General features: G+C 59.6%; 22 protein-coding genes. 14 read left to right on the top strand and 8 right to left on the bottom strand.

The window, feature by feature from the left end; translation table 11 throughout:
• Window positions 1-69: 69 nt before the first annotated feature.
• Window positions 70-1,455, bottom strand: coding sequence for a cysteine--tRNA ligase (gene cysS / locus V1599_RS08045; protein ID WP_297119536.1), 1,386 nt, complete (start codon window positions 1,453-1,455; stop codon window positions 70-72).
• A 174-nt stretch (window positions 1,456-1,629) separates the two neighbouring features.
• On the opposite strand from cysS, the gene ppiB reads away from it, so the two are divergent.
• The 5 genes from ppiB (at window position 1,630) to mnmH (ending at window position 5,696) form a co-directional block, all read left to right on the top strand.
• Window positions 1,630-2,124, top strand: a complete 495-nt coding sequence (gene ppiB, locus V1599_RS08040) for a peptidylprolyl isomerase B (RefSeq protein WP_000256009.1) — start codon at window positions 1,630-1,632, stop codon at window positions 2,122-2,124.
• 3 nt (window positions 2,125-2,127) lie between these two features.
• A complete protein-coding gene (gene lpxH / locus V1599_RS08035) occupies window positions 2,128-2,850 on the top strand; it encodes a UDP-2,3-diacylglucosamine diphosphatase (protein ID WP_112011361.1) in 723 nt (240 codons plus the stop codon).
• Window positions 2,851-2,968: 118 nt separating this feature from the next.
• A complete protein-coding gene (gene purE / locus V1599_RS08030) occupies window positions 2,969-3,478 on the top strand; it encodes a 5-(carboxyamino)imidazole ribonucleotide mutase (protein ID WP_112011360.1) in 510 nt (169 codons plus the stop codon).
• On the top strand, window positions 3,475-4,542 hold the full coding sequence (purK, locus tag V1599_RS08025) for a 5-(carboxyamino)imidazole ribonucleotide synthase (protein WP_395301307.1): 1,068 nt from the start codon (window positions 3,475-3,477) through the stop codon (window positions 4,540-4,542). Before purE ends, purK begins: the two co-directional genes overlap by 4 nt.
• Before the next feature lie 83 nt (window positions 4,543-4,625).
• Complete coding sequence (gene mnmH / locus V1599_RS08020) at window positions 4,626-5,696, top strand: tRNA 2-selenouridine(34) synthase MnmH (protein WP_395301306.1); 1,071 nt, start codon at window positions 4,626-4,628, stop codon at window positions 5,694-5,696.
• A gap of 108 nt (window positions 5,697-5,804) precedes the next feature.
• Here the strand turns inward: mnmH and V1599_RS08015 are convergent, their stop codons facing one another.
• The 3 genes from V1599_RS08015 to ybbA form a co-directional block, all read right to left on the bottom strand.
• Window positions 5,805-6,950, bottom strand: a complete 1,146-nt coding sequence (locus tag V1599_RS08015; RefSeq protein WP_112011357.1) for a porin — start codon at window positions 6,948-6,950, stop codon at window positions 5,805-5,807.
• A 182-nt stretch (window positions 6,951-7,132) separates the two neighbouring features.
• A complete protein-coding gene (gene ybbP / locus V1599_RS08010) occupies window positions 7,133-9,547 on the bottom strand; it encodes a putative ABC transporter permease subunit YbbP (protein ID WP_395301305.1) in 2,415 nt (804 codons plus the stop codon).
• Entirely contained in the window at window positions 9,544-10,230 is a 687-nt protein-coding gene (gene ybbA / locus V1599_RS08005; RefSeq protein ID WP_112011355.1) for a putative ABC transporter ATP-binding protein YbbA, read from the bottom strand. The genes ybbP and ybbA overlap by 4 nt, the downstream gene beginning before the upstream one ends.
• On the opposite strand from ybbA, the gene tesA reads away from it, so the two are divergent.
• The 3 genes from tesA to V1599_RS07990 are packed head-to-tail and all read left to right on the top strand — an operon-like array spanning window position 10,201 to window position 12,537.
• Entirely contained in the window at window positions 10,201-10,833 is a 633-nt protein-coding gene (gene tesA, locus V1599_RS08000) for a multifunctional acyl-CoA thioesterase I/protease I/lysophospholipase L1 (RefSeq protein ID WP_395301562.1), read from the top strand. The two genes, ybbA and tesA, sit on opposite strands and share 30 nt — an antisense overlap.
• Window positions 10,814-11,623, top strand: coding sequence for an SDR family oxidoreductase (locus V1599_RS07995; protein WP_395301304.1), 810 nt, complete (start codon window positions 10,814-10,816; stop codon window positions 11,621-11,623). The genes tesA and V1599_RS07995 overlap by 20 nt, the downstream gene beginning before the upstream one ends.
• 59 nt (window positions 11,624-11,682) lie before the next feature.
• Complete coding sequence (locus V1599_RS07990; RefSeq protein WP_112011352.1) at window positions 11,683-12,537, top strand: co-chaperone YbbN; 855 nt, start codon at window positions 11,683-11,685, stop codon at window positions 12,535-12,537.
• Between the two features lie 70 nt (window positions 12,538-12,607).
• Here the strand turns inward: V1599_RS07990 and fetB are convergent, their stop codons facing one another.
• Both fetB and fetA read right to left on the bottom strand, forming a co-directional pair.
• Window positions 12,608-13,390: an iron efflux ABC transporter permease subunit FetB gene (gene fetB / locus V1599_RS07985; RefSeq protein ID WP_112011351.1), complete on the bottom strand. Its 783-nt coding sequence runs from the start codon at window positions 13,388-13,390 to the stop codon at window positions 12,608-12,610.
• Entirely contained in the window at window positions 13,383-14,054 is a 672-nt protein-coding gene (gene fetA / locus V1599_RS07980; protein WP_112011350.1) for an iron efflux ABC transporter ATP-binding subunit FetA, read from the bottom strand. The genes fetB and fetA overlap by 8 nt, the downstream gene beginning before the upstream one ends.
• Window positions 14,055-14,189: 135 nt before the next feature.
• On the opposite strand from fetA, the gene V1599_RS07975 reads away from it, so the two are divergent.
• Window positions 14,190-15,104, top strand: coding sequence for an SPFH domain-containing protein (locus tag V1599_RS07975; RefSeq protein ID WP_112011348.1), 915 nt, complete (start codon window positions 14,190-14,192; stop codon window positions 15,102-15,104).
• Window positions 15,101-15,553 (top strand): NfeD family protein, encoded by a 453-nt coding sequence (locus tag V1599_RS07970; protein WP_395301303.1) that lies wholly within the window; start codon window positions 15,101-15,103, stop codon window positions 15,551-15,553. Before V1599_RS07975 ends, V1599_RS07970 begins: the two co-directional genes overlap by 4 nt.
• Here the strand turns inward: V1599_RS07970 and cueR are convergent.
• Window positions 15,550-15,960: a Cu(I)-responsive transcriptional regulator gene (gene cueR / locus V1599_RS07965; protein ID WP_112011344.1), complete on the bottom strand. Its 411-nt coding sequence runs from the start codon at window positions 15,958-15,960 to the stop codon at window positions 15,550-15,552. The genes V1599_RS07970 and cueR overlap by 4 nt on opposite strands.
• 108 nt (window positions 15,961-16,068) lie before the next feature.
• Between cueR and copA the strand changes: the two genes are divergently transcribed.
• The 3 genes from copA (at window position 16,069) to ybaK (ending at window position 20,092) form a co-directional block, all read left to right on the top strand.
• The gene (gene copA, locus V1599_RS07960) at window positions 16,069-18,567 is read left to right on the top strand and encodes a copper-exporting P-type ATPase CopA (RefSeq protein WP_395301302.1); all 2,499 of its coding nucleotides are present in this window, start codon (window positions 16,069-16,071) and stop codon (window positions 18,565-18,567) included.
• Window positions 18,568-18,617: 50 nt separating this feature from the next.
• Window positions 18,618-19,412: a TraB/GumN family protein gene (locus V1599_RS07955; RefSeq protein ID WP_395301301.1), complete on the top strand. Its 795-nt coding sequence runs from the start codon at window positions 18,618-18,620 to the stop codon at window positions 19,410-19,412.
• Between the two features lie 200 nt (window positions 19,413-19,612).
• Window positions 19,613-20,092 (top strand): Cys-tRNA(Pro)/Cys-tRNA(Cys) deacylase YbaK, encoded by a 480-nt coding sequence (ybaK, locus tag V1599_RS07950; RefSeq protein WP_112011303.1) that lies wholly within the window; start codon window positions 19,613-19,615, stop codon window positions 20,090-20,092.
• A gap of 109 nt (window positions 20,093-20,201) precedes the next feature.
• Here the strand turns inward: ybaK and ushA are convergent, their stop codons facing one another.
• The gene (gene ushA, locus V1599_RS07945; protein WP_297119587.1) at window positions 20,202-21,854 is read right to left on the bottom strand and encodes a bifunctional UDP-sugar hydrolase/5'-nucleotidase UshA; all 1,653 of its coding nucleotides are present in this window, start codon (window positions 21,852-21,854) and stop codon (window positions 20,202-20,204) included.
• Window positions 21,855-22,017: 163 nt separating this feature from the next.
• Between ushA and V1599_RS07940 the strand changes: the two genes are divergently transcribed.
• Window positions 22,018-23,220 (top strand): MFS transporter, encoded by a 1,203-nt coding sequence (locus tag V1599_RS07940; RefSeq protein WP_395301300.1) that lies wholly within the window; start codon window positions 22,018-22,020, stop codon window positions 23,218-23,220.
• The last annotated feature ends 106 nt before the right edge of the window (window positions 23,221-23,326 follow it).

Below are 23,326 nucleotides of genomic sequence, written 5' to 3'. Positions count from 1 at the left end.
CCACGGGGAGAGGGAGACAACCGAACGATCCCCTCTCCCTTAGGGAGAGGGTTAGGGTGAGGGTGGAAATTACTTACGGCGCCAGGTCGTTCCCTGCGGGCCGTCTTCCAGAATAATACCCATCTCGGTCAGACGGTTACGCGCCGCGTCCGCCGCCGCCCAGTCTTTCGCCTGACGCGCCTCCAGGCGCGCCTTGATCAACGCTTCAATCTCCGCCACTTCGCCGTCGTCCGCCTGCGCGCCGCCCTGCAGGAACGCCTCCGGCTCCTGCTCCAGCAGGCCGAGCACGGAAGAGAGCTTGCGCAGATGCGACGCCAGCGCGTTGGCCGCGGCCATATCTTCTGACTTCAGGCGGTTGACCTCGCGCGCCATGTCGAACAGCACGGAGTACGCTTCCGGGGTGTTGAAGTCATCGTTCATCACCTCAATGAAGCGCGCTTCGAACGCCTCGCCGCCCGCAGGCGCAACGGATTTGTCGGTGCCGCGCAGCGCGGTGTACAGGCGCTCCAGCGCCGAGCGGGCCTGCTTGAGGTTCTCTTCGCTGTAGTTCAGCTGGCTGCGATAGTGGCCGGACATCAGGAAGTAGCGCACGGTTTCCGCGTCGTAGTACTTCAGCACGTCGCGCACGGTAAAGAAGTTGCCCAGCGATTTTGACATCTTCTCGCGGTCAACCATCACCATGCCGGAGTGCATCCAGTAGTTGACGTATTCGCCGCCGTGGGCGCAGGTGGACTGGGCAATTTCGTTTTCGTGGTGCGGGAACATCAGATCCGAACCGCCGCCGTGAATGTCGAAGTGTTTGCCCAGCTGCTTGCAGTTCATCGCGGAGCACTCAATGTGCCATCCCGGACGCCCTTCGCCCCACGGGGACGGCCAGCTTGGTTCACCCTCTTTCGACATCTTCCACAGCACGAAGTCCATCGGGTTACGCTTCACGTCGACCACGTCCACGCGCGCGCCGGCCTGGAGCTGCTCCAGATCCTGACGGGACAGCGAGCCGTAGGTCGGGTCCGTTGGCACGGAGAACATTACGTCGCCGTTTTCCGCCACGTAGGCGTGACCGCGTTCGATCAGCTTTTCGGTGATCTCGATAATTTCGTGGATGTGGTGCGTCGCGCGCGGCTCGCTGTCCGGGCGCAGAATGTTCAGGGCGTCAAAGTCCTTGTGCATCTCGACGATCATGCGATCGACCAGCGCCACGAAGCTTTCGCCGTTTTCGTTGGCACGCTTGATGATTTTGTCGTCGATATCGGTGATGTTGCGCACGTACTTCAGTTTATAGCCCAGAAAACGCAGGTAGCGCGACACCACGTCAAAAGAGACAAAGGTACGGCCATGGCCGATATGACAGAGATCGTAAACCGTGATTCCACACACGTACATGCCGACTTCCCCGGCATGGATAGGTTTAAATTCCTCTTTTTGGCGCGTCATTGTATTAAAAATTTTTAACATCGAAGATTCCATGTGAGACGTGTGTGGATAGTAACTTTTCTATCATACCCATTATTCATCGTCGAAGCAGCACACAATGCAAGGTGATCGCGTCCTGCGGTTATGCTATAACAGGCCCCTATATGTGACCCGAACGCGGGTCGATGCACCACAATAACGGAACAGGATGCAAAAATGGTTACTTTCCACACTAATCATGGCGATATCGTAATCAAAACCTTTGATGACAAAGCGCCTGAAACAGTTAAAAACTTCCTGGACTACTGCCGCGAAGGTTTCTACAACAACACCATTTTCCACCGCGTGATCAACGGCTTTATGATCCAGGGCGGCGGTTTTGAACCTGGCATGCGCCAGAAAGAGACAAAAGAAGCGATCAAAAACGAAGCGAACAACGGCCTGAAAAATACCCGTGGTACGCTGGCAATGGCCCGTACTCAGGCGCCACACTCCGCGACCGCCCAGTTCTTCATCAACGTGGCCGATAACGACTTCCTGAACTTCTCCGGCGAAAGCCTGCAGGGCTGGGGCTACTGCGTATTCGCAGAAGTGGTTGAAGGGATGGACGTGGTTGATAAGATCAAAGCCGTTTCCACCGGCCGCAGCGGCATGCATCAGGACGTTCCAAAAGAAGACGTTGTGATTACAAGCGTGACCGTCAGCGAGTAATTCGTGGCGACACTCTTTATTGCGGATCTGCATCTGCAAACGGAAGAACCGGCGATTACCGCCGGTTTTCTGCGTTTTTTACGCGGTGAAGCGAAAAGCGCCGACGCGCTGTATATCCTCGGCGACCTCTTTGAAGCCTGGATTGGCGACGACGACCCCAACCCGCTGCACCGTGAAATGGCCTCCGCCATTAAGGCGCTGGTTGAGTCCGGCGTTCCCTGCTATTTCATTCACGGCAACCGCGATTTCCTGATCGGCAGGCGCTACGCCCGCGAAAGCGGCATGACGCTGCTGCCGGAAGAACAGGTGCTCGACCTCTACGGCCGCAAGGTTCTGATCATGCACGGCGACACGCTGTGTACGGATGACGTCGGCTACCAGGCGTTTCGCGCCAAGGTCCACACGCCGTGGATCCAAAGGCTGTTCCTCGCCCTGCCGCTGTTTATCCGCAGCCGCATCGCCGCCAGAATGCGCGCGGGCAGCAGGGCCGCCAACAGCAGCAAATCGATGACCATCATGGACGTTAACCCGCAGGCGGTTGTCGACGTGATGGAAAAGCACCGCGTCCAGTGGCTGATCCACGGCCATACCCACCGTCCTGACGTCCACGAACTTATCGCTAGCGGCGAACCCGCCCATCGCGTGGTATTAGGCGCCTGGCACAGCGAAGGATCGATGGTGAAAGTCACGCCTGGCGGCGTCGAACTTATCGCTTTTCCGTTCTAAATATCCGTACGACTTTGCGGCGTCTTTAGCCGCGCAACCGTTTTCCTTGCCGATATTCCATGCTATTCTCTGTGCCCTCGAAAGCAGTGTGTTTCGCACCACAGGAGTTTTAAGACGCATGTCTTCCCGCAATAATCCGGCGCGTGTCGCCATCGTGATGGGGTCCAAAAGCGACTGGGCCACCATGCAGTTCGCCGCCGAAATCTTCGAAATCCTGGACGTTCCGCACCACGTTGAAGTGGTCTCCGCACACCGTACTCCCGATAAGCTGTTCAGCTTCGCCGAAGGCGCCGAAGAGAACGGCTATGAGGTGATTATTGCCGGTGCGGGCGGCGCAGCACACCTGCCGGGCATGATTGCCGCGAAAACCCTGGTGCCGGTGCTGGGCGTACCGGTACAAAGCGCCGCGCTGAGCGGCGTCGATAGCCTTTACTCCATCGTTCAGATGCCGCGCGGTATTCCGGTCGGCACGCTGGCGATTGGCAAAGCGGGCGCGGCCAACGCCGCCCTGCTGGCCGCGCAGATTCTGGCTACCCACGACAAAGGCTTGCGCCAGCGCCTGGCGGACTGGCGTAAGGCCCAGACCGACGAGGTGCTGGACAACCCGGATCCACGAGGTGCGGCATGAAGCAGGTCTGCGTACTGGGTAACGGCCAGCTGGGCCGCATGCTGCGCCAGGCCGGCGAGCCGCTGGGCATCGCCGTCTGGCCCGTCGGGCTGGACGCCGAACCGGAAGCCGTTCCCTTTCACCAGAGCGTGATCACCGCCGAGATTGAGCGCTGGCCGGAGACCGCCCTGACCCGCGAGCTGGCGCGCCACAGCGCCTTCGTGAACCGCGACGTGTTCCCGATTATTGCCGACCGCCTGACGCAAAAGCAGCTGTTCGACAGGCTCGGGCTCGCCACCGCGCCGTGGCAATTGCTCTCGGATAAAGGCGAGTGGAACGACGTCTTCGCCATGCTCGGCGATCTGGCAATCGTTAAGCGCCGCGTCGGCGGCTACGACGGTCGCGGCCAGTGGCGGCTGCGCGCCGATGAAACCAACCAGCTGCCGGATGAGTGCTACGGCGAGTGCATCGTTGAGCAGGGCATCAACTTTAGCGGCGAAGTGTCGCTGGTAGGGGCACGCGCCCACGACGGCAGCACCGTGTTTTATCCGCTGACCCATAACCTGCACCAGGACGGCATTCTGCGCACAAGCGTGGCGTTCCCGCAGGCCAATGCCGCCCAGCAGGCGCAGGCGGAAGAGATGCTCTCGGCCATCATGCACGAGCTGGGCTACGTGGGCGTGATGGCGATGGAGTGCTTCGTCACTCCGTCCGGCCTGCTGATCAACGAGCTGGCGCCGCGCGTGCACAACAGCGGCCACTGGACGCAAAACGGCGCGTCCATCAGCCAGTTTGAGCTGCACCTGCGCGCTATTACCGGCCTGCCGATGCCGCAGCCGGTGGTGAACAGCCCGTCGGTGATGATCAACCTGATCGGCACCGATCTGAACGCCAACTGGCTGAAGCTGCCGCTGGTGCATCTGCACTGGTACGACAAAGAGGTGCGTCCCGGCCGGAAGGTGGGCCACCTGAACCTGAACGACGTCGACAACGATCGTCTGAGCGCCACGCTGGAAGCGATCGTCCCGCTGCTGCCGCCAGAATATGCCAGCGGCATTGTCTGGGCGCAGTCAAAACTGAAGTAAGTATCCCCCGCCGGGGAGTTGACCTTCCCCTTCCCCGGCGTACAATCCCGCCCATTGCTGCTCAGTTTTCTTCTGGAATAACCATGAACGATGGAACGGACTATCGCGCGATCCTCGCGTCCGATACCCCTTTAATCGACGTTCGCGCGCCGATCGAATTTGCCCAGGGCGCGATGCCCGCCGCAATCAACCTGCCCTTAATGAACGACGACGAACGCGCCGCCGTGGGGACCTGCTACAAGCGCCAGGGGCCCGAGGCGGCGCTCGCACTCGGCCATAGCCTGGTGAAGGGAAATATCCGCGAGGCGAGAATCACCGCCTGGCGCGAGGCCTGCCTTGCTAATCCCGGGGGCTATCTCTGCTGCGCGCGCGGCGGGCAGCGCTCGCACATTACGCAGGCCTGGCTCAAAGAGGCTGGCGTGGAGTACCCGCTGGTCGCGGGCGGTTATAAAGCCCTGCGCCAGACGGCGATTCAGGCTACCGCCGAGCAGGTACAAAAGCCGATGGTGCTGATCGGCGGCTGTACCGGCAGCGGCAAAACGCTGCTGGTGAAGCAGCACGCGCAGGGCGTTGATCTTGAAGGACTGGCGCACCACCGCGGCTCGTCGTTTGGCCGCACGCTGACGCCGCAGCGCTCTCAGGCAAGCTTCGAAAACCACCTTGCGGTTGAGCTGTTGAAAAAAGACGCGGCGCGCTGGGTGCTGGAAGATGAAGGCCGAATGATTGGCTCTAACCACCTGCCGGAGTGCCTGCGGGATCGCATGGTTGAAGCCCCTATCGTTGTGGTCGAAGACCCGTTTGATATTCGTCTTGAGCGCCTGCGCGAAGAGTATTTCGACCACATGTGGGCCGACTTTGCCGCCGCGTACGGTGAAGAGGCGGGCTGGACGGAGTACAGCGAATACCTGCACCACGGCCTGTATGCGATTCGCCGCCGCCTGGGGCTGCAGCGCTTTGCGGAGTTCACGGCGCTGCTCGATGCCGCGCTGGCGGAACAGCAGCGTTCCGGCAGCACAGAGGCGCACTTCAGCTGGCTCGCGCCGCTGCTGAACGATTATTACGACCCGATGTACCGCTATCAGCTTGAAAAGAAAGCGGAGAAAATTGTTTTTCGCGGAACGTTCGAAGACATTGCCGAGTGGCTTGAGCGCTAGCGAAGTAAACGCAAAACGGCAACCAGGTTGCCGTTTTAAATGTTTGTTCCCTCTCCCCGTGGGAGAGGGTCAGGGTGAGGGCATCAGGCCGCACCCGGCAAAACGACCTTAGAAGTCGTAGCGCAGACGCACCAGGTTCATATCGCCCAGGTTGTCGGTGCTTGAGGTGAACACGTGTTCGTAATCCACGCGGAAGCCGTAGTCCAGCTGGAAGCTGATACCCACGCCGTTGTCGATGCGCTGGTAGTTACGACCGTTCACGTACTCGATGCGATCGCCCATGAAGTAAGGCTGAATAGATTTCACCGCGTACTGACCGATTGGGAATTTATACCCTGCGAAGTATTCAATACCCCACGCGTCGCCCGCGAAGTAGTTATCCGTAGAGACTTTTTTGGTGGTCAGGAAGTTCTGATACCAGCCGCCGCCTGCAGAGAAGGTCCAGTTATCCGGCGTCCAGCTCAGGGCCGTACCCAGGATGTTCTGATCGTAGGATTTGCTGTCGCCGTTTTGCGGGTTACGCATATCCGCGCGGGTGTAGTTCCAGGCTGCGCCCCAGGTCAGGTCGGTGGTCAGATGGTAATCCAGACCCAGCGAGCCGCCGCCTTTACGCTTGTAGCGCAGGCCGTTGCCCGGCAGGTATTCGCTGTCTTCAAACAGGTAGGAAGCATAGATGTCCGCATCGCCTACGGTTTTCTTGTATTTCAGCATCTGGCGTGAACGGTAGGAACCGTCGTAGTCGCCGTTGATCCCGTTACCCGGCGCCTGGCCGATCATGTCGTAGTCCCAGATATCGGTTTTCGCACCTACCACGTCATAGTAGACGCTGTTTTGCTGGCCGAAGGTCAGCGTACCCCAGGTATCGCTCTTCAGGCCGGTGTAAAGCATGCGGCGGCTGGTATCGTGCGCGCCGTCGGCGTAGTGGTTGTCCCAGTTGAACTGAGCAGGAATGTTCACGCCCAGCTCGTAGTAGCTGATCCAGCTGATGTCATCAAACAGGTAGTAATCCGCCGCGAAGCGGAAACGGGTGCCGCCGTCGAAGCCGTTACGCTTATAGCCGTTTTTACCATCGTCGCCGGTCATGTTCTGGAACTGTGGACGGATGCTGCCGCCCACGGTGAAGTTCAGACGGCTCAGCGGGTTACCCGCCTGTGGATCTTGTTTCAGGATAGTGATTTCCGCCTGAGAAGCGAAAGACGTTAATGCCACCGCTGCGCCAATGGCTGCTGCCAGCGCTGTTGTTTTTATAGTCATTATTTTTCCTTGATAGACACGCTGCTAAATATTTAGCTGGTGAATATTAACTGGAAATAAAGGGGCTGTGTCGGCAGGTTTTTAATGATTTGTGCTACTAAACGTCCGGGTATTATCGTTTTGTGCTACCAGGGGATTACGCACCAGCATATAAACCGGTGCGTAATCATCACGACCGTAAACTAACTCGCGAACTGGCGGAACAGCGCCTTGCCCTTAAGCAGCCGCGTGCCAAGCCAGCCGCCGCACAGCGAAAGTAATACCGCGCCGCCGACGGGCAGCGTCAGCCACAGTCGCAGATCGGGCTGCCACGGGAAGTCGAAGACCTTAGTTTGCAGCACCGCCAGCGCGGTTTCCGCGCCCACGGCAGCAACCAGACCGGCCACCAGCCCCAGCAGGGCAAACTCGCTCCAGAGCGTAGTGCGCAGCAGGCGCCTGCTGGCTCCCAGCGTGCGGTAGACAACCAACTCCTGGTGGCGCTGACGCATGCCGACCTGCACCTGCGCCAGCAGCAGCAGCAGGCCGCAGATCGTCACCAGCACCACCATGACCTCCAGCGCGCGGCTCACCTGCTCCAGCACCTGTCCTACCTGCTTCAGGATCGCGCCAATATCCAGCAGGCTGACCGTTGGAAACTCGCGGTTAAGCTGCGTCAGCATGCCGTTGCCGTTCTCCCAGCGGAAGCTCGTCAGCCAGCTCTGCGGCTGACCGTCCAGCGCGCCGGGCGGGAAGATAAAGAAGAAGTTCGGGCGAAGGCTTTCCCAGTCGACCTTGCGCAGGCTCGTCACCTTAGCGCTGAAGTCCTGGGTGTCGCCGGTGAAGGTCACGCTATCCCCCAGCCCCACGTTCAGGCGTTTCGCCAGCCCCTCTTCCATCGAGACCTCGCCCGCCTTCGGCGGCCAGCTCCCGGCGGTAATCGGATTATGGTCCGGGCGCGTGTCCTGCCACGTCAGGTTCAGCTCGCGGTTAAGCGCTTCGTCCTTATTCCCCTCCGTCGGCTGGCCGTTAATCTGCGTCAGCCGCGCGCGAACGATCGGATAGAACGATTCCGGGACAATCATATGCTCGGCAAGGAACGCCTTCAGCGGCGTGACCTGCTCCGGGGCAATGTTGATCAGAAAATAGTTCGGGCTCTCCGGCGGAAGCTGCTGCTGCCAGCGGTCCAGCAGATCGCCGCGCAGCACCAGCAGCAGCGCCAGCAGCATAAACGACAGCGAAAATGCCGAAAGCTGGCTCAGGGTTGACCACGGCTGGTGCAGCAGACGGTTCACCGCCAGCCGGATCGGCAGGGATTTAACCGTTAATGTCTTCAGGAGCTTAAGCAGCATCCAGCCCACCGCGCCGCACAGCAGAGCCAGCACAACGGCCCCCGCCAGCACGGCCCACAGCAGCGTACTGCCGCCCATCAGCCAGGCCAGCAGGCCCACCGCCACGGCGATGATGACCGGAAGATAGAACTTCAGCGGCCAGACGTTAGCCACCGCGTCCCGACGCAGCACGCACAGGGGCTGGGTCGCCAGCAGCAGCCGGTAAGGACGCAGCCCCACCAGCAGCGATATCACCGTCATCGCACCGATGGCCCACAGCCACGGCCAGAGGCTTGCCGGCGGTAACGCGGCGGGCAATACCGGTTTCAGCAGCACCATCAGCAGCTTTTCAAACAGCAGGCCTATTGCGCCGCCGGTCACGGCAGACAGGGCAAGCACCATCAGCCACTGGCCGACGATCAGCCTGCGCAGCTGCGCCCTGCCCGCGCCGAGGGTTTTGAGGATCGCCACCAGATCGTAGCGGCTGCGGCAGTAGTGCCCCATCGCCACGGCGACGGCCGCCACGGCCAGCAGCAGGGTTAACAGCGCCGAGAGCAGCAGGAACTGCTGGGAGCGCTCAAGAGATTTGCCCAGCGCCCCCTCGTCCTGCTCCAGCCCGAACCAGCGGTGCTCCGGCTTAAGCTGCGGCAGCAGCCACTTTTCATACGCCGCCAGCTGCTCGGGCGCGCCGCCAAACTTGTAGCGCCAGGTGACGCGGCTTCCCGGCTGAACGGCATTGGTCTTTGCCACGTCCGCCGTGTTCATCAGCAGGCGCGGAGCAAGCTGGAACGGGTTGAAGCCGGAATCAGGCTCCTGCACCACCTCCCCGGCAATTTTCAGCGTGGCGTCACCGACGTCGATGCTGTCGCCCGCTTTTAAATTAAGCAGCGCCATCAGGCGCGGGGCCAGCAGCACCGTGCCGGGCCTCGGCTTCAGGCCCGGCGGGCTGGTCTGCAGCTCGCCGTACATCGGGTAAATGCCATCGACGGCCTTAACGCTGGCCAGCTGTGGCGTATCCCCCGCGAAGGTCATGGTCTGGAAGGTGATTTGCTCCCCCACCTTCAGCCCCAGCCTGCGCGCTTCCTCTACCCAGGCCGGGGAGATTGCGCGGGAGCTTTGCAGCGTGCGGTCGCCCGCCATAAATTCGCGGCTCTGCTGGCTTAAGCCTTTTTCCATGCGGTCGCTCACGCTGCCGAGCGCCAGCACGCACGCCACCGCCAGGCTCAGCGCCAGCCAGACGATCAGCAGCGAGGGCGAGCGCCATTCGCGCCAGAACCAGCGGGCAATCATGCTTCCTCCTGAAGAACACCGTTCACCAGGCGCAGGCGTCGGTCGCAGCGCGCCGCCAGCTGCGGATCGTGCGTGACCAGAATCAGCGTGGTGCCGTGCTCGCGGTTGAGTGAAAACAGCAGATCGGCAATTTTGTCCCCGGTTTTACGGTCAAGGTTGCCGGTCGGCTCGTCGGCAAACAGCACTTCGGGGCGGCCGTTAAACGCGCGCGCCAGGGCCACGCGCTGCTGTTCTCCGCCGGAAAGCTGCGCCGGAAGATGATCGAGGCGTTTTCCCAGCCCCAGCTGTTCCAGCAGCGCTTTGGCGTGATCGCGGCTCTGGCGGGTATGTTCGCCGCGCAGCAGGCCCGGCAGCTCGACGTTTTCCAGCGCGTTGAGCGTGGGAATGAGCATGAAGGACTGAAAGACGAAACCGATATGTCGAGCGCGCAGCGCGGCGCGCGCCTCTTCGTCCAGGGCGTGCAGCGGCTGGCCCACCAGATGTACCTCGCCGCTGCTGCCGTCGTCCAGCCCGGCTAAAATCGCCAGCAGCGTGGACTTGCCGGACCCCGACTCCCCGATCAGCGCGATGGTTTCGGCGCGTTTGACAACGAGTTCAACTCCGGTAAGGATGGAAAGCTCGTGTTCCCCCTGACCGACGGACTTCTTAAGATGATGAACTTCAACACTGTTTTCCGCTGGCATTTGCCCTTCCTGTTTTTGATTCTGATGACCTTCCGCGCGGCGGCAGCGGACACGTTACTTGTTCTCGGCGATAGCCTGAGCGCAGGCTATCGCATGGCGGCGAATGCCGCCTGGCCCGCTCTGCTTAGCGATAAATGGCAGACCAAACCGGCCGTAGTAAACGGCAGCATCAGCGGCGATACGTCGCAGCAGGGGCTGGCGCGCCTGCCTGCGCTGCTCAAGCAGCACCAGCCGCGCTGGGTGCTGGTCGAACTCGGCGGCAACGACGGCCTGCGCGGCTTCCAGCCTCAGCAAACCGAACAAACGCTGCGCACCATTTTACAAAGCATCAAAGCCGCTGACGCGCAGCCGCTGCTGATGCAAATTCGCCTGCCCGCTAACTACGGACGCCGCTATAATGAAGCCTTTAGCGCAATCTACCCTAAGCTTGCGAAAGAGTTCGATATTCCCCTGCTGCCGTTTTTCATGGAAGAGGTTTATCTGAAGCCTCAGTGGATGCAGGACGACGGGATCCACCCCAATCGCGACGCGCAGCCGTTTATTGCCGACTGGATGGCAACGCGGCTCGCTCCTTTAGTTAACCATGACTCGTCAAAAAGCTGAGTTCATGACAGGTAAAGTTATGCAAAAATCGGTCTTAATTACAGGATGTTCCAGCGGTATTGGTCTTGAAAGCGCCCTTGAGCTGAAGCGCCAGGGATTTTGGGTGCTGGCGGCCTGCCGCAAGCCCGAAGATGTCGCCCGCATGAACGGCATGGGCTTAACAGGCGTGCAGCTCGATCTGGACTCGCCGCAGAGCATTGAACGCGCCGCCGATGAGGTTATCGCCCTGACCAACAACCGTCTGTACGGGCTGTTTAATAACGCCGGCTACGGCGTGTACGGCCCGCTGCAAACCTTGTCCCGCGACCAGCTTGAGCAACAGTTTTCCGCCAATTTCTTTGGCGTTCATCAGCTCACGATGCGCCTGCTGCCCGCCATGCTGCCCCACGGCGAGGGTCGTATCGTCATGACCTCCTCGGTCATGGGCCTGATCTCCACGCCGGGACGCGGCGCGTACGCGGCAAGCAAATATGCGCTGGAGGCCTGGTCCGACGCCCTGCGTATGGAGCTGCGCCACAGCGGAATCAAGGTGAGCCTGATTGAGCCCGGCCCCATTCGCACCCGCTTTACCGAAAACGTTAACCAGACGCAGGCGGATAAACCGGTCGAGAACCCCGGCATAGCCGCCCGGTTTACGCTGGGTCCCGACGCCGTCGTCGCCAAAGTGCGCCACGCTTTTGAGAGCGAGCGTCCAAAGCTGCGCTATCCGGTGACGCTGGTCACCCACGCGGTGGGCCTGCTCAAGCGCCTGCTGCCGGGCCGCCTGATGGACAAAATTTTACAGGGGTGAGTTGAAGCCTCGTCGCGCATCCCCATGTATAGAACAAACCGATAAACAGAGAAGGCCGCATGTCCGCACAGAATATCGTAAATATTAACGAAGCAAACCTGCACCAGACGCTCGAACAGTCGATGACGAAACCGGTGCTGTTCTACTTCTGGTCTGAACGCAGCCAGCACTGCCTTGAGCTAACGCCCGTACTCGAACGCCTTGCCGCGCAGTACAACGGCCAGTTCCTTCTGGCAAAACTGGACTGCGACGCCGAGCAGATGGTGGCCTCGCAGTTTGGCCTGCGCGCCATTCCGACCGTCTATCTGTTCCAGAACGGTCAGCCCGTTGACGGCTTCCAGGGGCCGCAGCCTGAGGAGGCGATCCGCGCCCTGCTGGATAAAGTGCTGCCGCGCGAAGAAGAGCTGAAGGCGCAGGAAGCCATGGCGCTGATGCAGGAAGGCAAGTACGACGAGGCGCTGCCGCTGCTGAAAGAGGCGTGGCAGCTGTCCAACCAGGACAGCCAGATTGGCCTGCTGCTGGCGGAAACGCAGATTGCCCTGCACCGCTCAGAAGAGGCAGAAGCCGTGCTGAAGACCATCCCAATGCAGGATCAGGACACCCGCTATCAGGGCCTGGTGGCGCAGATTGATCTGCTCAAGCAGGCGGCAGATACGCCGGAGATTCAGCAGCTTTCGCAGCAGGTTGCCGACAACCCGGCCGACGCCGCGCTGGCCAGCCAGCTGGCGCTGCAGCTGCATCAGGTAGGGCGCAACGAAGAGGCGCTGGAACTGCTGTTTGGCCATTTGAAAACGGATCTGGCAGCCGCGGACGGCCAGGCGCGCAAGATGTTCCAGGAGATTCTGGCGGCGCTGGGAACGGGTGATGCGCTGGCGTCGAAGTACCGTCGCCAGCTTTACGCTCTGCTTTACTGATGAAAGCGCCCGGTGGCGCTCGCGCTTACCGGGCCTACAAAACGCGAGTCGGCGGTGCCGCCCGGCACATTCACCGCTCGTTCTTCAACTGCGTCACCACCAGCTGATGGCGCGCGTTGTAAAACTTCCGATACGTTAAGTAGCAGGCAATAATGGTCGACAGGCTTGCCGTAGACAGCAGCATAAACGTGACCATAATTTGATACTTGATCGCCTTCACCGGGTCGATCCCGGCAAAAATCAGCCCCGACATCATCCCCGGCAGGCTTACCAGCCCCACCGTTTTTGCGGAATCTACCGTTGGGATCAGCGACGAGCGAATGCTGTCGCGTATCAGCCTTGCGGAAGCCATCTTCGGCGTGGCGCCCAGGCTGAGCTTCTCCTGAATCTGCTGCTGTTCGCTGCTAAAGCGCTGCCCAAGATTGTTGTAGCACAGCCCGACCGCCACCATCGCATTGCCCGCAATCATCCCGGAAATCGGGATCACCTGCATCGGCGTGAACGCAATTGAGCCAGAGAAGACCAGTACCGCCAGCGTCAGCGCCGTACCGGCAGTAATCGCGATAAATGAAGAGGTAAAGGCCTTATCAATATACTTGCTGCGCTTTTTCGCATTCCACGCCGCGTTGAAGCAGATGAACAGCACCATCAGCAGCGTGAGTACCGCGTGGTCAACGTTAAAGATGTATTTGAGGACGTAGCCCACGATCACCAGCTGAATCACCGCGCGGCAGATGCTCCAGATGATATCCTTCTCCAGCCCCAGCTTTTCCCGGTTGCTGACGACAATCGCAACCAGTACCAGCACCATCGAAAACGCCAGCGATTCGTTGGTAATATTATGTTCACCCATGATGTGCCTCCTGCTGGCTGCGACCGTGCGCCCGCAGCGTTATCACGTCGTCCGCGTGTTCTATTTCGTTTGAATCGTGCGTAACCCACAGCACGGCAATATTTTGCTCTTTCGCGTAGCGATGAATAATGTCATTCACGTTGCGCTTGTTTATCTCGTCCAGCGCGCTGGTAATTTCATCCAGCAGCAGAACGCGGGGCAAAAACTGCAGGTTGCGGATCAGCGAGATGCGCTGCTTTTCGCCGCCCGAAAGTTCAGAGATGGATTTGGTCAGCGTCTCCTGCGGCAGGCCAAAGCGCGCCAGATCGGCGGAAAGCCGCTCGGGTTCGGGCGTCTTGTTGCGGATCTGCCAGGGGAATATCAGGTTGTCGTACACCGTGTCGCCAAAAAGGGTCGGCGTTTGCACCGAATACGAGACCTGCTGGCGATACGCTTCAGGAGAGAGCGTGGCAACATCCTTTCCCTCGAAAAAAAGCGCGCCCGACGTTGGGCTTAGCAGCGAGGCTATAATTTTCAGCAGCGTGCTTTTTCCGCAGCCGGACGGCCCGGTAATCAGCCGAAACTCGCCCGGGGAGACGGTAAAATTAACGTTTTCAAGGATTGTGGTTTCACCCACGCGGTAGCCGATATCCGCGATTGTTAAAACCGCGTTATTGTCCTTCATAGTATTTCCTGTCCTCATCCCAATAATTAGCAGTAGTCTACGGCGATTAGTGATTGTAAGGCGACTTTCCTCGTATACTTACACTCAACAAACGGTCACTTATTTTCGCAGAAGCATGCAAAACAGGAGGTTTTTATGCTCATCGTTGTTCCGGTCCTTATCTTTGTGGTGCTGGTTATCGTCGGTGCCGGAGTCAAAATCGTGCCGCAGGGATACCAGTGGACCGTCGAGCGCTTCGGGCGCTACACCAACACCCTGCAACCGGGCCTGAGCCTGATTGTGCCATTCATGGACAGGATTGGTCGTAAGATCAACATGATGGAGCAGGTGCTGGATATCCCGTCTCAGGAAGTGATTTCCAAAGACAACGCCAACGTCACCATCGATGCGGTCTGCTTTATTCAGGTGATCGACGCGCCGAAGGCCGCGTACGAGGTCAGCAACCTGGAGCTGGCGATTGTGAACCTGACCATGACCAACATCCGCACCGTGCTCGGCTCGATGGAGCTGGACGAGATGCTCTCCCAGCGCGACAGCATCAACACCCGCCTGCTGCACATCGTTGATGAGGCCACCAATCCGTGGGGCATCAAGGTCACGCGCATTGAGATCCGCGACGTACGCCCACCGGCAGAGCTGATTGCCTCCATGAACGCGCAGATGAAGGCCGAGCGAACCAAGCGCGCGTACATTCTTGAAGCCGAAGGCGTGCGCCAGGCCGAGATCCTCAAGGCGGAAGGGGAAAAGCAGTCGCAGATCCTGAAGGCCGAGGGCGAGCGCCAGTCGGCGTTCCTGCAGGCAGAAGCGCGTGAACGTTCAGCGGAAGCGGAAGCCCGCGCCACCCAGATGGTCTCCGAGGCAATTGCCTCCGGTGATATCCAGGCGGTGAACTACTTTGTGGCGCAGAAATATACCGACGCGCTGAAGGAGATTGGCTCTGCCAATAACAGCAAAGTGGTGATGATGCCGCTGGACGCCAGCAGCCTGATGGGATCTATCGCCGGGATCGCCGAGCTGATAAAAGACAGCGGCAACGAGCGTAGAAAATGATTGAGCTTATCGTCGCGCATCCGCACGCCTTTTGGCTGAGCCTTGGCGGCCTCCTGCTCGCCGCCGAGATGCTCGGTGGTAACGGCTATTTACTGTGGAGCGGCATCGCCGCGGTGATCACGGGCCTGGTTATCTGGCTGCTGCCCTTCGGCTGGGCGTGGCAGGGCGCGCTGTTTGCTGTGTTAACCCTGGCCGCCGCCTGGCTGTGGTGGCGCTGGCTGAGCCGCCAGGTGAAGGCGCAAAAGCCCGCAGACGCCCGGCTTAACCAGCGCGGCCAGCAGATTATCGGCCAGCGCTTTACGCTGGACACCACGCTGGTGAACGGTCGTGGTCACATGCGCGTGAGCGACAGCTCATGGCCAGTGGTTGCCGATGAAGACCTCGCTGCCGGAACGCAGGTTGAGGTCGTGGCGGTCGAAGGGATTACGCTGCGGGTTAGGGCCTGCTAGGCGTTGGCCTTGCGGTGACAGCAGCCGGAAAGGTTGTCGATAATCGGGCAGTCGGCGCTGTCATCTCCCGGGCAGGAATCTGCCAGCTGTAGCAGCTGTTCGCGCATCGACTGCAGTTCGATGATATGGCGTTCAATCTCCGCCACCTTTTCCAGCGTGCGCTTTTTCACGTCGGCGCTGTGGCGCTTCGGATCGTTAAACAGGTTCACCAGCTCGCCGCACTCTTCAAGGTTAAACCCGACCTGCCGCGCCTGGCGCAGCAGCGTCAGTTCGTCGAGGTGCCGCTGCGTATAGCTGCGGTAGCCGTTTTCGCTGCGCAGCGGCGGCGTTACCAGCCCCTTCTCTTCATAAAAGCGGATCGCTTTACTGGTTAACCCGGTTTTTTTGGCAACATCGCTGATATTCACATTTCCCCCTTGACCTTCCCCTTGATGGAAGGTTTAACCTTTATAACAGTTAGCGAAAAGCGTTACTCCGGTCAACAACTGACCAGAACATTATACGGGAGTTTTGTTATGTCTCACATTATCAACCTGACGCTGGACGGCCTCTCCTGCGGCCACTGCGTCAAACGGGTAAAAGAAAGCCTGGAACAGCGCCCAGACGTGGAAAGCGCTGAAGTCACTGTCGATAGCGCCGTGGTTACCGGCAGCGCCAGCGCGGATGCGCTGATCGATACCGTTAAGCAGGCAGGCTACGGGGCGGAGCTGAGCCACCCAAAGGCTAAACCGCTGGCAGAGTCATCACTCCCGTCGGAAGCACTGACAGCGGCCATTCCAGAGCTTCCGGCAGCGGATGATATTGATGACAGCCAACAGCTGCTGATCAACGGCATGAGCTGCGCCAGCTGCGTCTCCCGGGTACAGAACGCCTTGCAGGCCGTACCGGGCGTCGCGCAGGCACGGGTAAATCTTGCGGAGCGCACTGCGCTTGTCATGGGCAACGCTTCCGCCGCGGATTTGGTACAGGCGGTAGAAAAAGCCGGCTACGGCGCAGAAGCGATTGAGGACGACCTCAAGCGCCGCGAGCGCCAGCAGGAAACCGCCATCGCCACCATGAAGCGCTTCCGCTGGCAGGCGATTGTCGCCCTGCTGGTCGGTATTCCGGTGATGGTGTGGGGCATGATCGGTGACAACATGATGGTCACCGACGACAACCGCACGCTGTGGCTGGTGATTGGCTTGATCACGCTCGGCGTGATGGTCTTCGCGGGCGGGCATTTTTACACCAGCGCCTGGAAAAGCCTGAAAAACCGCACCGCGACGATGGACACTCTCGTTGCGCTCGGCACGGGCGCAGCGTGGCTCTATTCGATGAGCGTTAACGTCTGGCCGCAGTGGTTCCCGATGGAAGCGCGCCATCTTTATTATGAAGCGAGCGCGATGATTATCGGCCTGATTAACTTAGGCCATATGCTGGAAGCGCGCGCGCGCCAGCGCTCCTCAAAAGCGCTGGAAAGACTGCTCGATTTAACCCCGCCAACCGCGCGCGTGGTCACCGACGACGGTGAAAAAAGCGTGCCGCTGTCTGACGTTCAGCCCGGCATGACGCTGCGCCTGACCACCGGCGACCGCGTCCCGGTGGACGGTGAAATAACCCAGGGCGAAGCCTGGCTGGACGAAGCGATGCTCACCGGGGAGCCGATTCCGCAGCAAAAATCGCAGGGCGATGCGGTTCATGCCGGGACGGTCGTCCAGGACGGCAGCGTGCTGTTCCGCGCCAGCGCGGTCGGCAGCCACACTACGCTGTCGCGCATTATCCGCATGGTGCGCCAGGCGCAGAGCAGCAAGCCGGAAATTGGCCAGCTGGCCGATAAAATCTCCGCCATTTTTGTGCCCGTGGTCGTGGGGATCGCCCTGCTGAGCGCCGCGATTTGGTACGTCTTCGGCCCGGCGCCGCAGATTGTCTACACGCTGGTGATTGCCACCACGGTGCTGATCATCGCCTGCCCGTGCGCGCTTGGCCTGGCGACGCCGATGTCGATTATTTCCGGCGTGGGTCGCGCCGCCGAGTTCGGCGTGCTGGTGCGCGACGCCGACGCCCTGCAGCGCGCCAGCACGCTCGATACGCTGGTGTTTGATAAAACCGGCACGCTGACGGAAGGCAAGCCGCAGGTCGTGTCCGTGACTGCCGTTGGCTTATCAGACGCCGACGCGCTGCGCCTCGCCGCCGCGCTGGAGCAAGGCTCCAGCCATCCGCTGGCGCGCGCTGTTCTCGACAAAGCGGGTGATGCGGCCCTGCCGGAGGTGACCAACTTCCGTACCCTGCGCGGGCTTGGCGTAAGCGGTGACGCCGAAGGCCATGCGCTGCTGCTGGGCAACCAGGCGCTGCTGAATGAAAACGGCATCGATACCTCCGCGCTCGACGGCGAACTGACGGCCCAGGCGTCCCGGGGCGCTACGCCGGTTCTGCTCGCGGTTGACGGCAAAGCCGCCGCGCTGCTTGCCGTTCGCGACCCGCTGCGCCAGGACAGCGTCGACGCGCTTGAGCGCCTGCACCGCGCGGGCTATCGCCTGGTGATGCTGACCGGGGATAACCCGACCACCGCCAACGCCATCGCCAAAGAGGCGGGCATTGACGAGGTGATTGCGGGGGTGCTGCCGGACGGCAAGGCGGACGCGATTAAGCGGCTGCAGGGCCAGGGGCGTCAGGTCGCCATGGTTGGCGACGGCATCAACGACGCGCCCGCGCTGGCTCAGGCGGACGTGGGGATTGCGATGGGCGGCGGAAGCGACGTCGCCATTGAAACGGCGGCCATCACGCTGATGCGCCACAGCCTGATGGGCGTGGCGGACGCGCTGGCGATTTCAAAAGCCACGCTGCGCAACATGAAGCAGAACCTGCTCGGGGCGTTTATCTACAACTCCCTCGGCATTCCGATTGCCGCCGGGATCCTGTGGCCGCTCACCGGCACCCTGCTGAATCCGGTCGTGGCGGGCGCGGCGATGGCGCTCTCCTCCATCACCGTGGTGAGCAACGCCAACCGGCTGCTGCGGTTTAAACCGAAGGATTGAACCTTGTACCCGTACGCGCTAGCATGAACTTTTCCGATCATGGAGCGCGTATGGGTCTGTTTCATCGTATAAAAACATCGTTTCGCGCCCTGTTCCCCCGCCGTTACGCCTGGCCCGGCCTGGATATTACGCTCCCCGCCGGGCAACACCTGCACCTGGTCGGCAGTATTCACATGGGTACGCAGGATATGTCCCCCCTGCCGCCCGGCCTGATTAAACTGTTGAAGCACGCCGATGCGCTGGTCGTTGAGGCGGATATCTCTGGCCACGAGTCGCCGTTTGCCGGTCTTGAGAGCGCCCTTCCCCTGGCGGAACGCCTTGATGAAACCCGGCTTGCGGAACTGACGCGCGTCGCGGATGAGACGGGCGTCTCGCTGTCCATGATTGACACCCTGCCGCTGTGGCAAATTGCGATGGTATTACAGGCAACGCAGGCGCAGCGTCTCGGCCTGCGCGGTGATTACGGCATTGATTACCAGCTGCTGAACGTGGCAAGGGCGCGCAGTCTTGCCATCATTGAGCTGGAAGGAACGGACAGCCAGATAGCGCTCCTGCGCCAGCTGCCGGACGATGGCAAAATGCTGCTGGACGATACGCTGACCCACTGGCACACCAACGCCCGGCTGCTGCAAACGATGATTGGCTGGTGGCTGGACGCGCCGCCGTCGGACGGAAAGTTCTTGCTCCCGTCAACGTTCAGCGAGTCGCTGTATGATGTGCTGATGAACGCGCGCAATCGGGCCTGGCGAGAAATGCTGCATGCTCTGCCGGCCGGACGATACGTGGTGGCGGTTGGGGCGCTGCATTTGTACGGAGAAGGAAACTTGCCGTCGCTGCTGAAATAAAAAAATGGCCAATATCTCTATTGGCCCGTCAAAGAGGAATTTCATCGTTTTTATTATGCCGAAGGAGACCTTCGGTTGAGCCGATTGTCGCTCAAAGTGACCATCACTGCCAATACTATATGCGCAAGATGGTGCTATTTTTTAGACAAACGTCAGGCGTATGCTGTCAGCATGAATTGTCTGTCGTAAGAAGGATAGCTATGACTCCCGCCGTTAAATTACTCGAAAAAAACAAGATTCCCTTCACGATCCACACCTACGATCACGATCCGCACGAGACCAACTTTGGTGACGAAGTGGTGCGCAAGCTGGGTCTGAACGCGGACCAGGTATATAAAACGCTGCTGGTCGCGGTCAACGGTGATATGAAACACCTCGCCGTTGCGGTAACGCCCGTCGCCGGACAGCTGGATCTGAAAAAAGTGGCAAAGGCGCTGGGCGCGAAAAAAGTCGATATGGCGGACCCGATGGTAGCGCAGCGCACGACCGGCTATCTGGTCGGCGGGATCAGCCCGCTCGGGCAGAAAAAACGCCTGCCGACGCTGATTGATGCCCCGTCGCAGGGGTTTGACACCATCTACATCTCAGGCGGCAAGCGCGGGCTGGATATTGAGCTGGCAGCGAGCGATTTGGCGAAAATGCTGGATGCGACGTTCGCGGATATTGCGCGCAGGGATTGAGAAAATTACCCGGTGGCGCTGCGAGGTAAAAGCAAAACGGTAACAGGCGTTACCGTTTTTTTGTGTTCGCGCCCTCTCCCTGTGGGTGAGGGCATCAGGCCGCACACCACTACTGCCAGCTCACCTCGCCTTTCGGCTCATAGGCATTTACGTCAATCGGCGAATTTTGCTGAATATACTGCTTCAGCACTTCCGCATCGATGAAGCCGGTATTGACGTATCCCGGTTTGTTATCGATGTGCGGATAGCCGTCGCCGCCGGTGGCGTTAAAGCTTAAGGTCGCCATGCGGTACGTTTTGGCAGGATCGACCGGCTCACCCTTGATTTTAAGATCGTTAAGCTGCCCATCTTTCGCGACAAAGCTGACGTTGGCAAACTGCGGATAGGCCCCGGAGTCCGGCTTCATCTGCGCCACGGCGGTCAGGTACTCAATCACCTCTTTTCCGCTCATGTCGGCATACACCACAATATTGCCGAACGGCTGCACCTTCAGCACGTCTTTATAGGTAATGTTCCCGCCTTCAATGGAGTCTCGAATGCCGCCGCCGCTCATCACGCCAAAGTCGGCGTTGGTGCGGGCGATTTGCGCGGCCAGCACCAGGCGGCCCATGTTGGTCTGAACGAACCGCACCTTGCTGCGGTCCCCTTCGAGACGGCCGTTGAGCGTGCCGATCTTCACGTCCAGCTGCGCTTTGCCCTTGCTCTGGAACGGCGTCAGCAGGGAAAGCATCTGCGGGTTCTCGGCAATTTCCGGGGTGTACAGCACGCGCTCGCTTTTCCCGTCCGGGTAGGTGACTTTTTTCTTCAGGTTGACCGGGATGAGCTGATAGTGCACCAGCTTCATCTCGCCGTTGCGGAACTCAAAGTCCGCGCGGCCGACGTATTTACCCCACTCGTGCGCCTGAACGATCCAGATGCCGTTCTGACGATCCGGCGCGCACGGCGTGCCCGGCACGTAGTCCACCTGTTTTTTATTCTCAGAGGCCATACACACCGGGTCCTGCGAGTGACCGCCTACAATCATCGCCAGCGAACCCGCAGGCAGGCTGCGCGCCATCTCCACGTCGCCCGGCGCGTTTGATCCATGCTCGCCGTTGTCGTAATGACCCATGTGCGTGGTGGCAATAATCACGTCCGGCTTCTCGTTCTGCTGCAATTCCTGAATCACCAGCTTCGCTTCATCTGCCGGTTTGCGGAACTCGATATCGGTAAAGAATTCAGGATTGCCGATTTTCGCCGTATCGTCGGTGGTTAAGCCGATCACCGCGATTTTCAGATCCTGACGCTTAAACAGCGCCCAGGGTTTAAACAGACGTTCGCCGGTGCTTTTCTGGTAAATATTGGCGGAGAGGAACGGGAATTTGGACCACTTTTCCTGCTGGCGCAAAACGGAGAGCGGATTATCAAACTCGTGGTTGCCGACGGCCATCGCGTCGTAGCCAATTAAATTCATGCCGCGGAAGTCCGGCTCCGCGTCCTGTAAATCCGATTCCGGCACGCCGGTATTAATATCGCCGCCTGAAAGCAGCAGCACGCTGCCACCCTGCGCCGCAACCTCTTTGCGAATACCGTCCACCAGCGTTTTCTGCGCCGCCAAACCGTATTCGCCATATTCGCTGCGCCAGAAATGGCCGTGGTGGTCGTTGGTATGCAGGATAGTAATTTTATAGGTTTTATCTTGCTCGTAGGCCTGCGCCGGCAGGCTTGCCATGCCCCATGCGGCGAACAGCGCCAGCGCAACGCCACGCTTCATTAATTTCATCTCTCTCTCCCTGACCCGTAAACAAACGCAAAAATTACAATGAGTAATAAGAATAGACAAATATGTTTTCAGAATTGCGACTTTCATCAAAAGTCACGGACGGGTATGTTAGTCGGATAATAATGACTCCCTGCACTTCTAATAACAAAACAACGTGGTATTTATGGCAATCAGCGAATCAACCCTGGCGTCGCCGCCAACGTCGCGCACCTCTTTTAAGGTATTAGGCGCAATCAGTCTCTCTCATCTGCTCAACGATATGATCCAGTCGTTAATACTGGCGATCTATCCGCTGCTGCAGTCAGAGTTTTCATTAACCTTCGTGCAGATCGGCATGATCACCCTTACCTTCCAGCTCGCCTCCTCGCTGCTGCAGCCGGTGGTGGGCTACTGGACGGATAAATATCCGATGCCGTGGTCGCTGCCGATTGGCATGTGCTTCACCCTAAGCGGGCTGGTGCTGCTGGCGATGGCGGGCAGCTTCGAAGCCGTGCTGGTGGCGGCAGCGCTGGTGGGCACCGGCTCGTCGGTGTTCCATCCGGAATCATCCCGCGTGGCGCGCATGGCCTCCGGCGGCCGCCACGGCCTGGCGCAGTCGCTGTTCCAGGTCGGCGGTAACTTCGGCAGTTCCCTGGGGCCACTGCTGGCCGCGGTCATCATCGCTCCCTACGGCAAAGGCAACGTAGCGTGGTTTGTGCTGGCCGCCCTGCTGGCGATTATCGTGCTGATTCAGATCAGCCGCTGGTACGCCGCTCAGCACCGCGTCAACAAAGGCAAACCTGTAGCGAAGGTAATCAATCCCCTCCCTCGCAATAAGGTTATTCTGGCCGTTAGCGTGCTGCTGGTGCTGATTTTCTCAAAATACTTCTATATGGCGAGCATCAGCAGCTATTACACCTTTTATCTGATGCAAAAATTCGGATTATCGGTACAAAATGCGCAGTTCCACCTGTTTGCCTTCCTGTTTGCGGTGGCCGCCGGTACGGTGATTGGCGGGCCTGTGGGCGATAAGATTGGGCGTAAATACGTAATTTGGGGCTCTATCCTCGGCGTAGCGCCGTTTACCCTCATTTTGCCCTACGCAAGCCTTGAGTGGACGGGAATTTTAACCGTGATCATTGGTTTTATCCTTGCGTCGGCCTTCTCGGCCATCCTGGTCTACGCGCAGGAGCTGTTACCGGGGCGGATCGGCATGGTTTCCGGGCTGTTCTTCGGCTTTGCCTTCGGGATGGGCGGCCTTGGTGCAGCGGTGCTGGGGATGGTTGCAGATCACACCAGCATCTTCCTGGTCTATAAAATCTGTGCTTTCCTGCCACTTCTTGGGATGTTGACCATATTCCTGCCTGACAACCGTCACAAAGCGTAAATTAAGGGCCGCTAAAGTTTAACTTTGGCGGCCCGATACCCTGATACCATAAGGGTTTCTTCTTCCTGTCCCCTCGCAATGTAGCAAAATCTGCTTTTTTTCCTGC

Source organism: Enterobacter sp. ECC-175 (assembly GCF_043968675.1).
Lineage (GTDB): Bacteria > Pseudomonadota > Gammaproteobacteria > Enterobacterales > Enterobacteriaceae > Enterobacter.
This window is presented reverse-complemented; position numbering and strand designations above follow the sequence as displayed.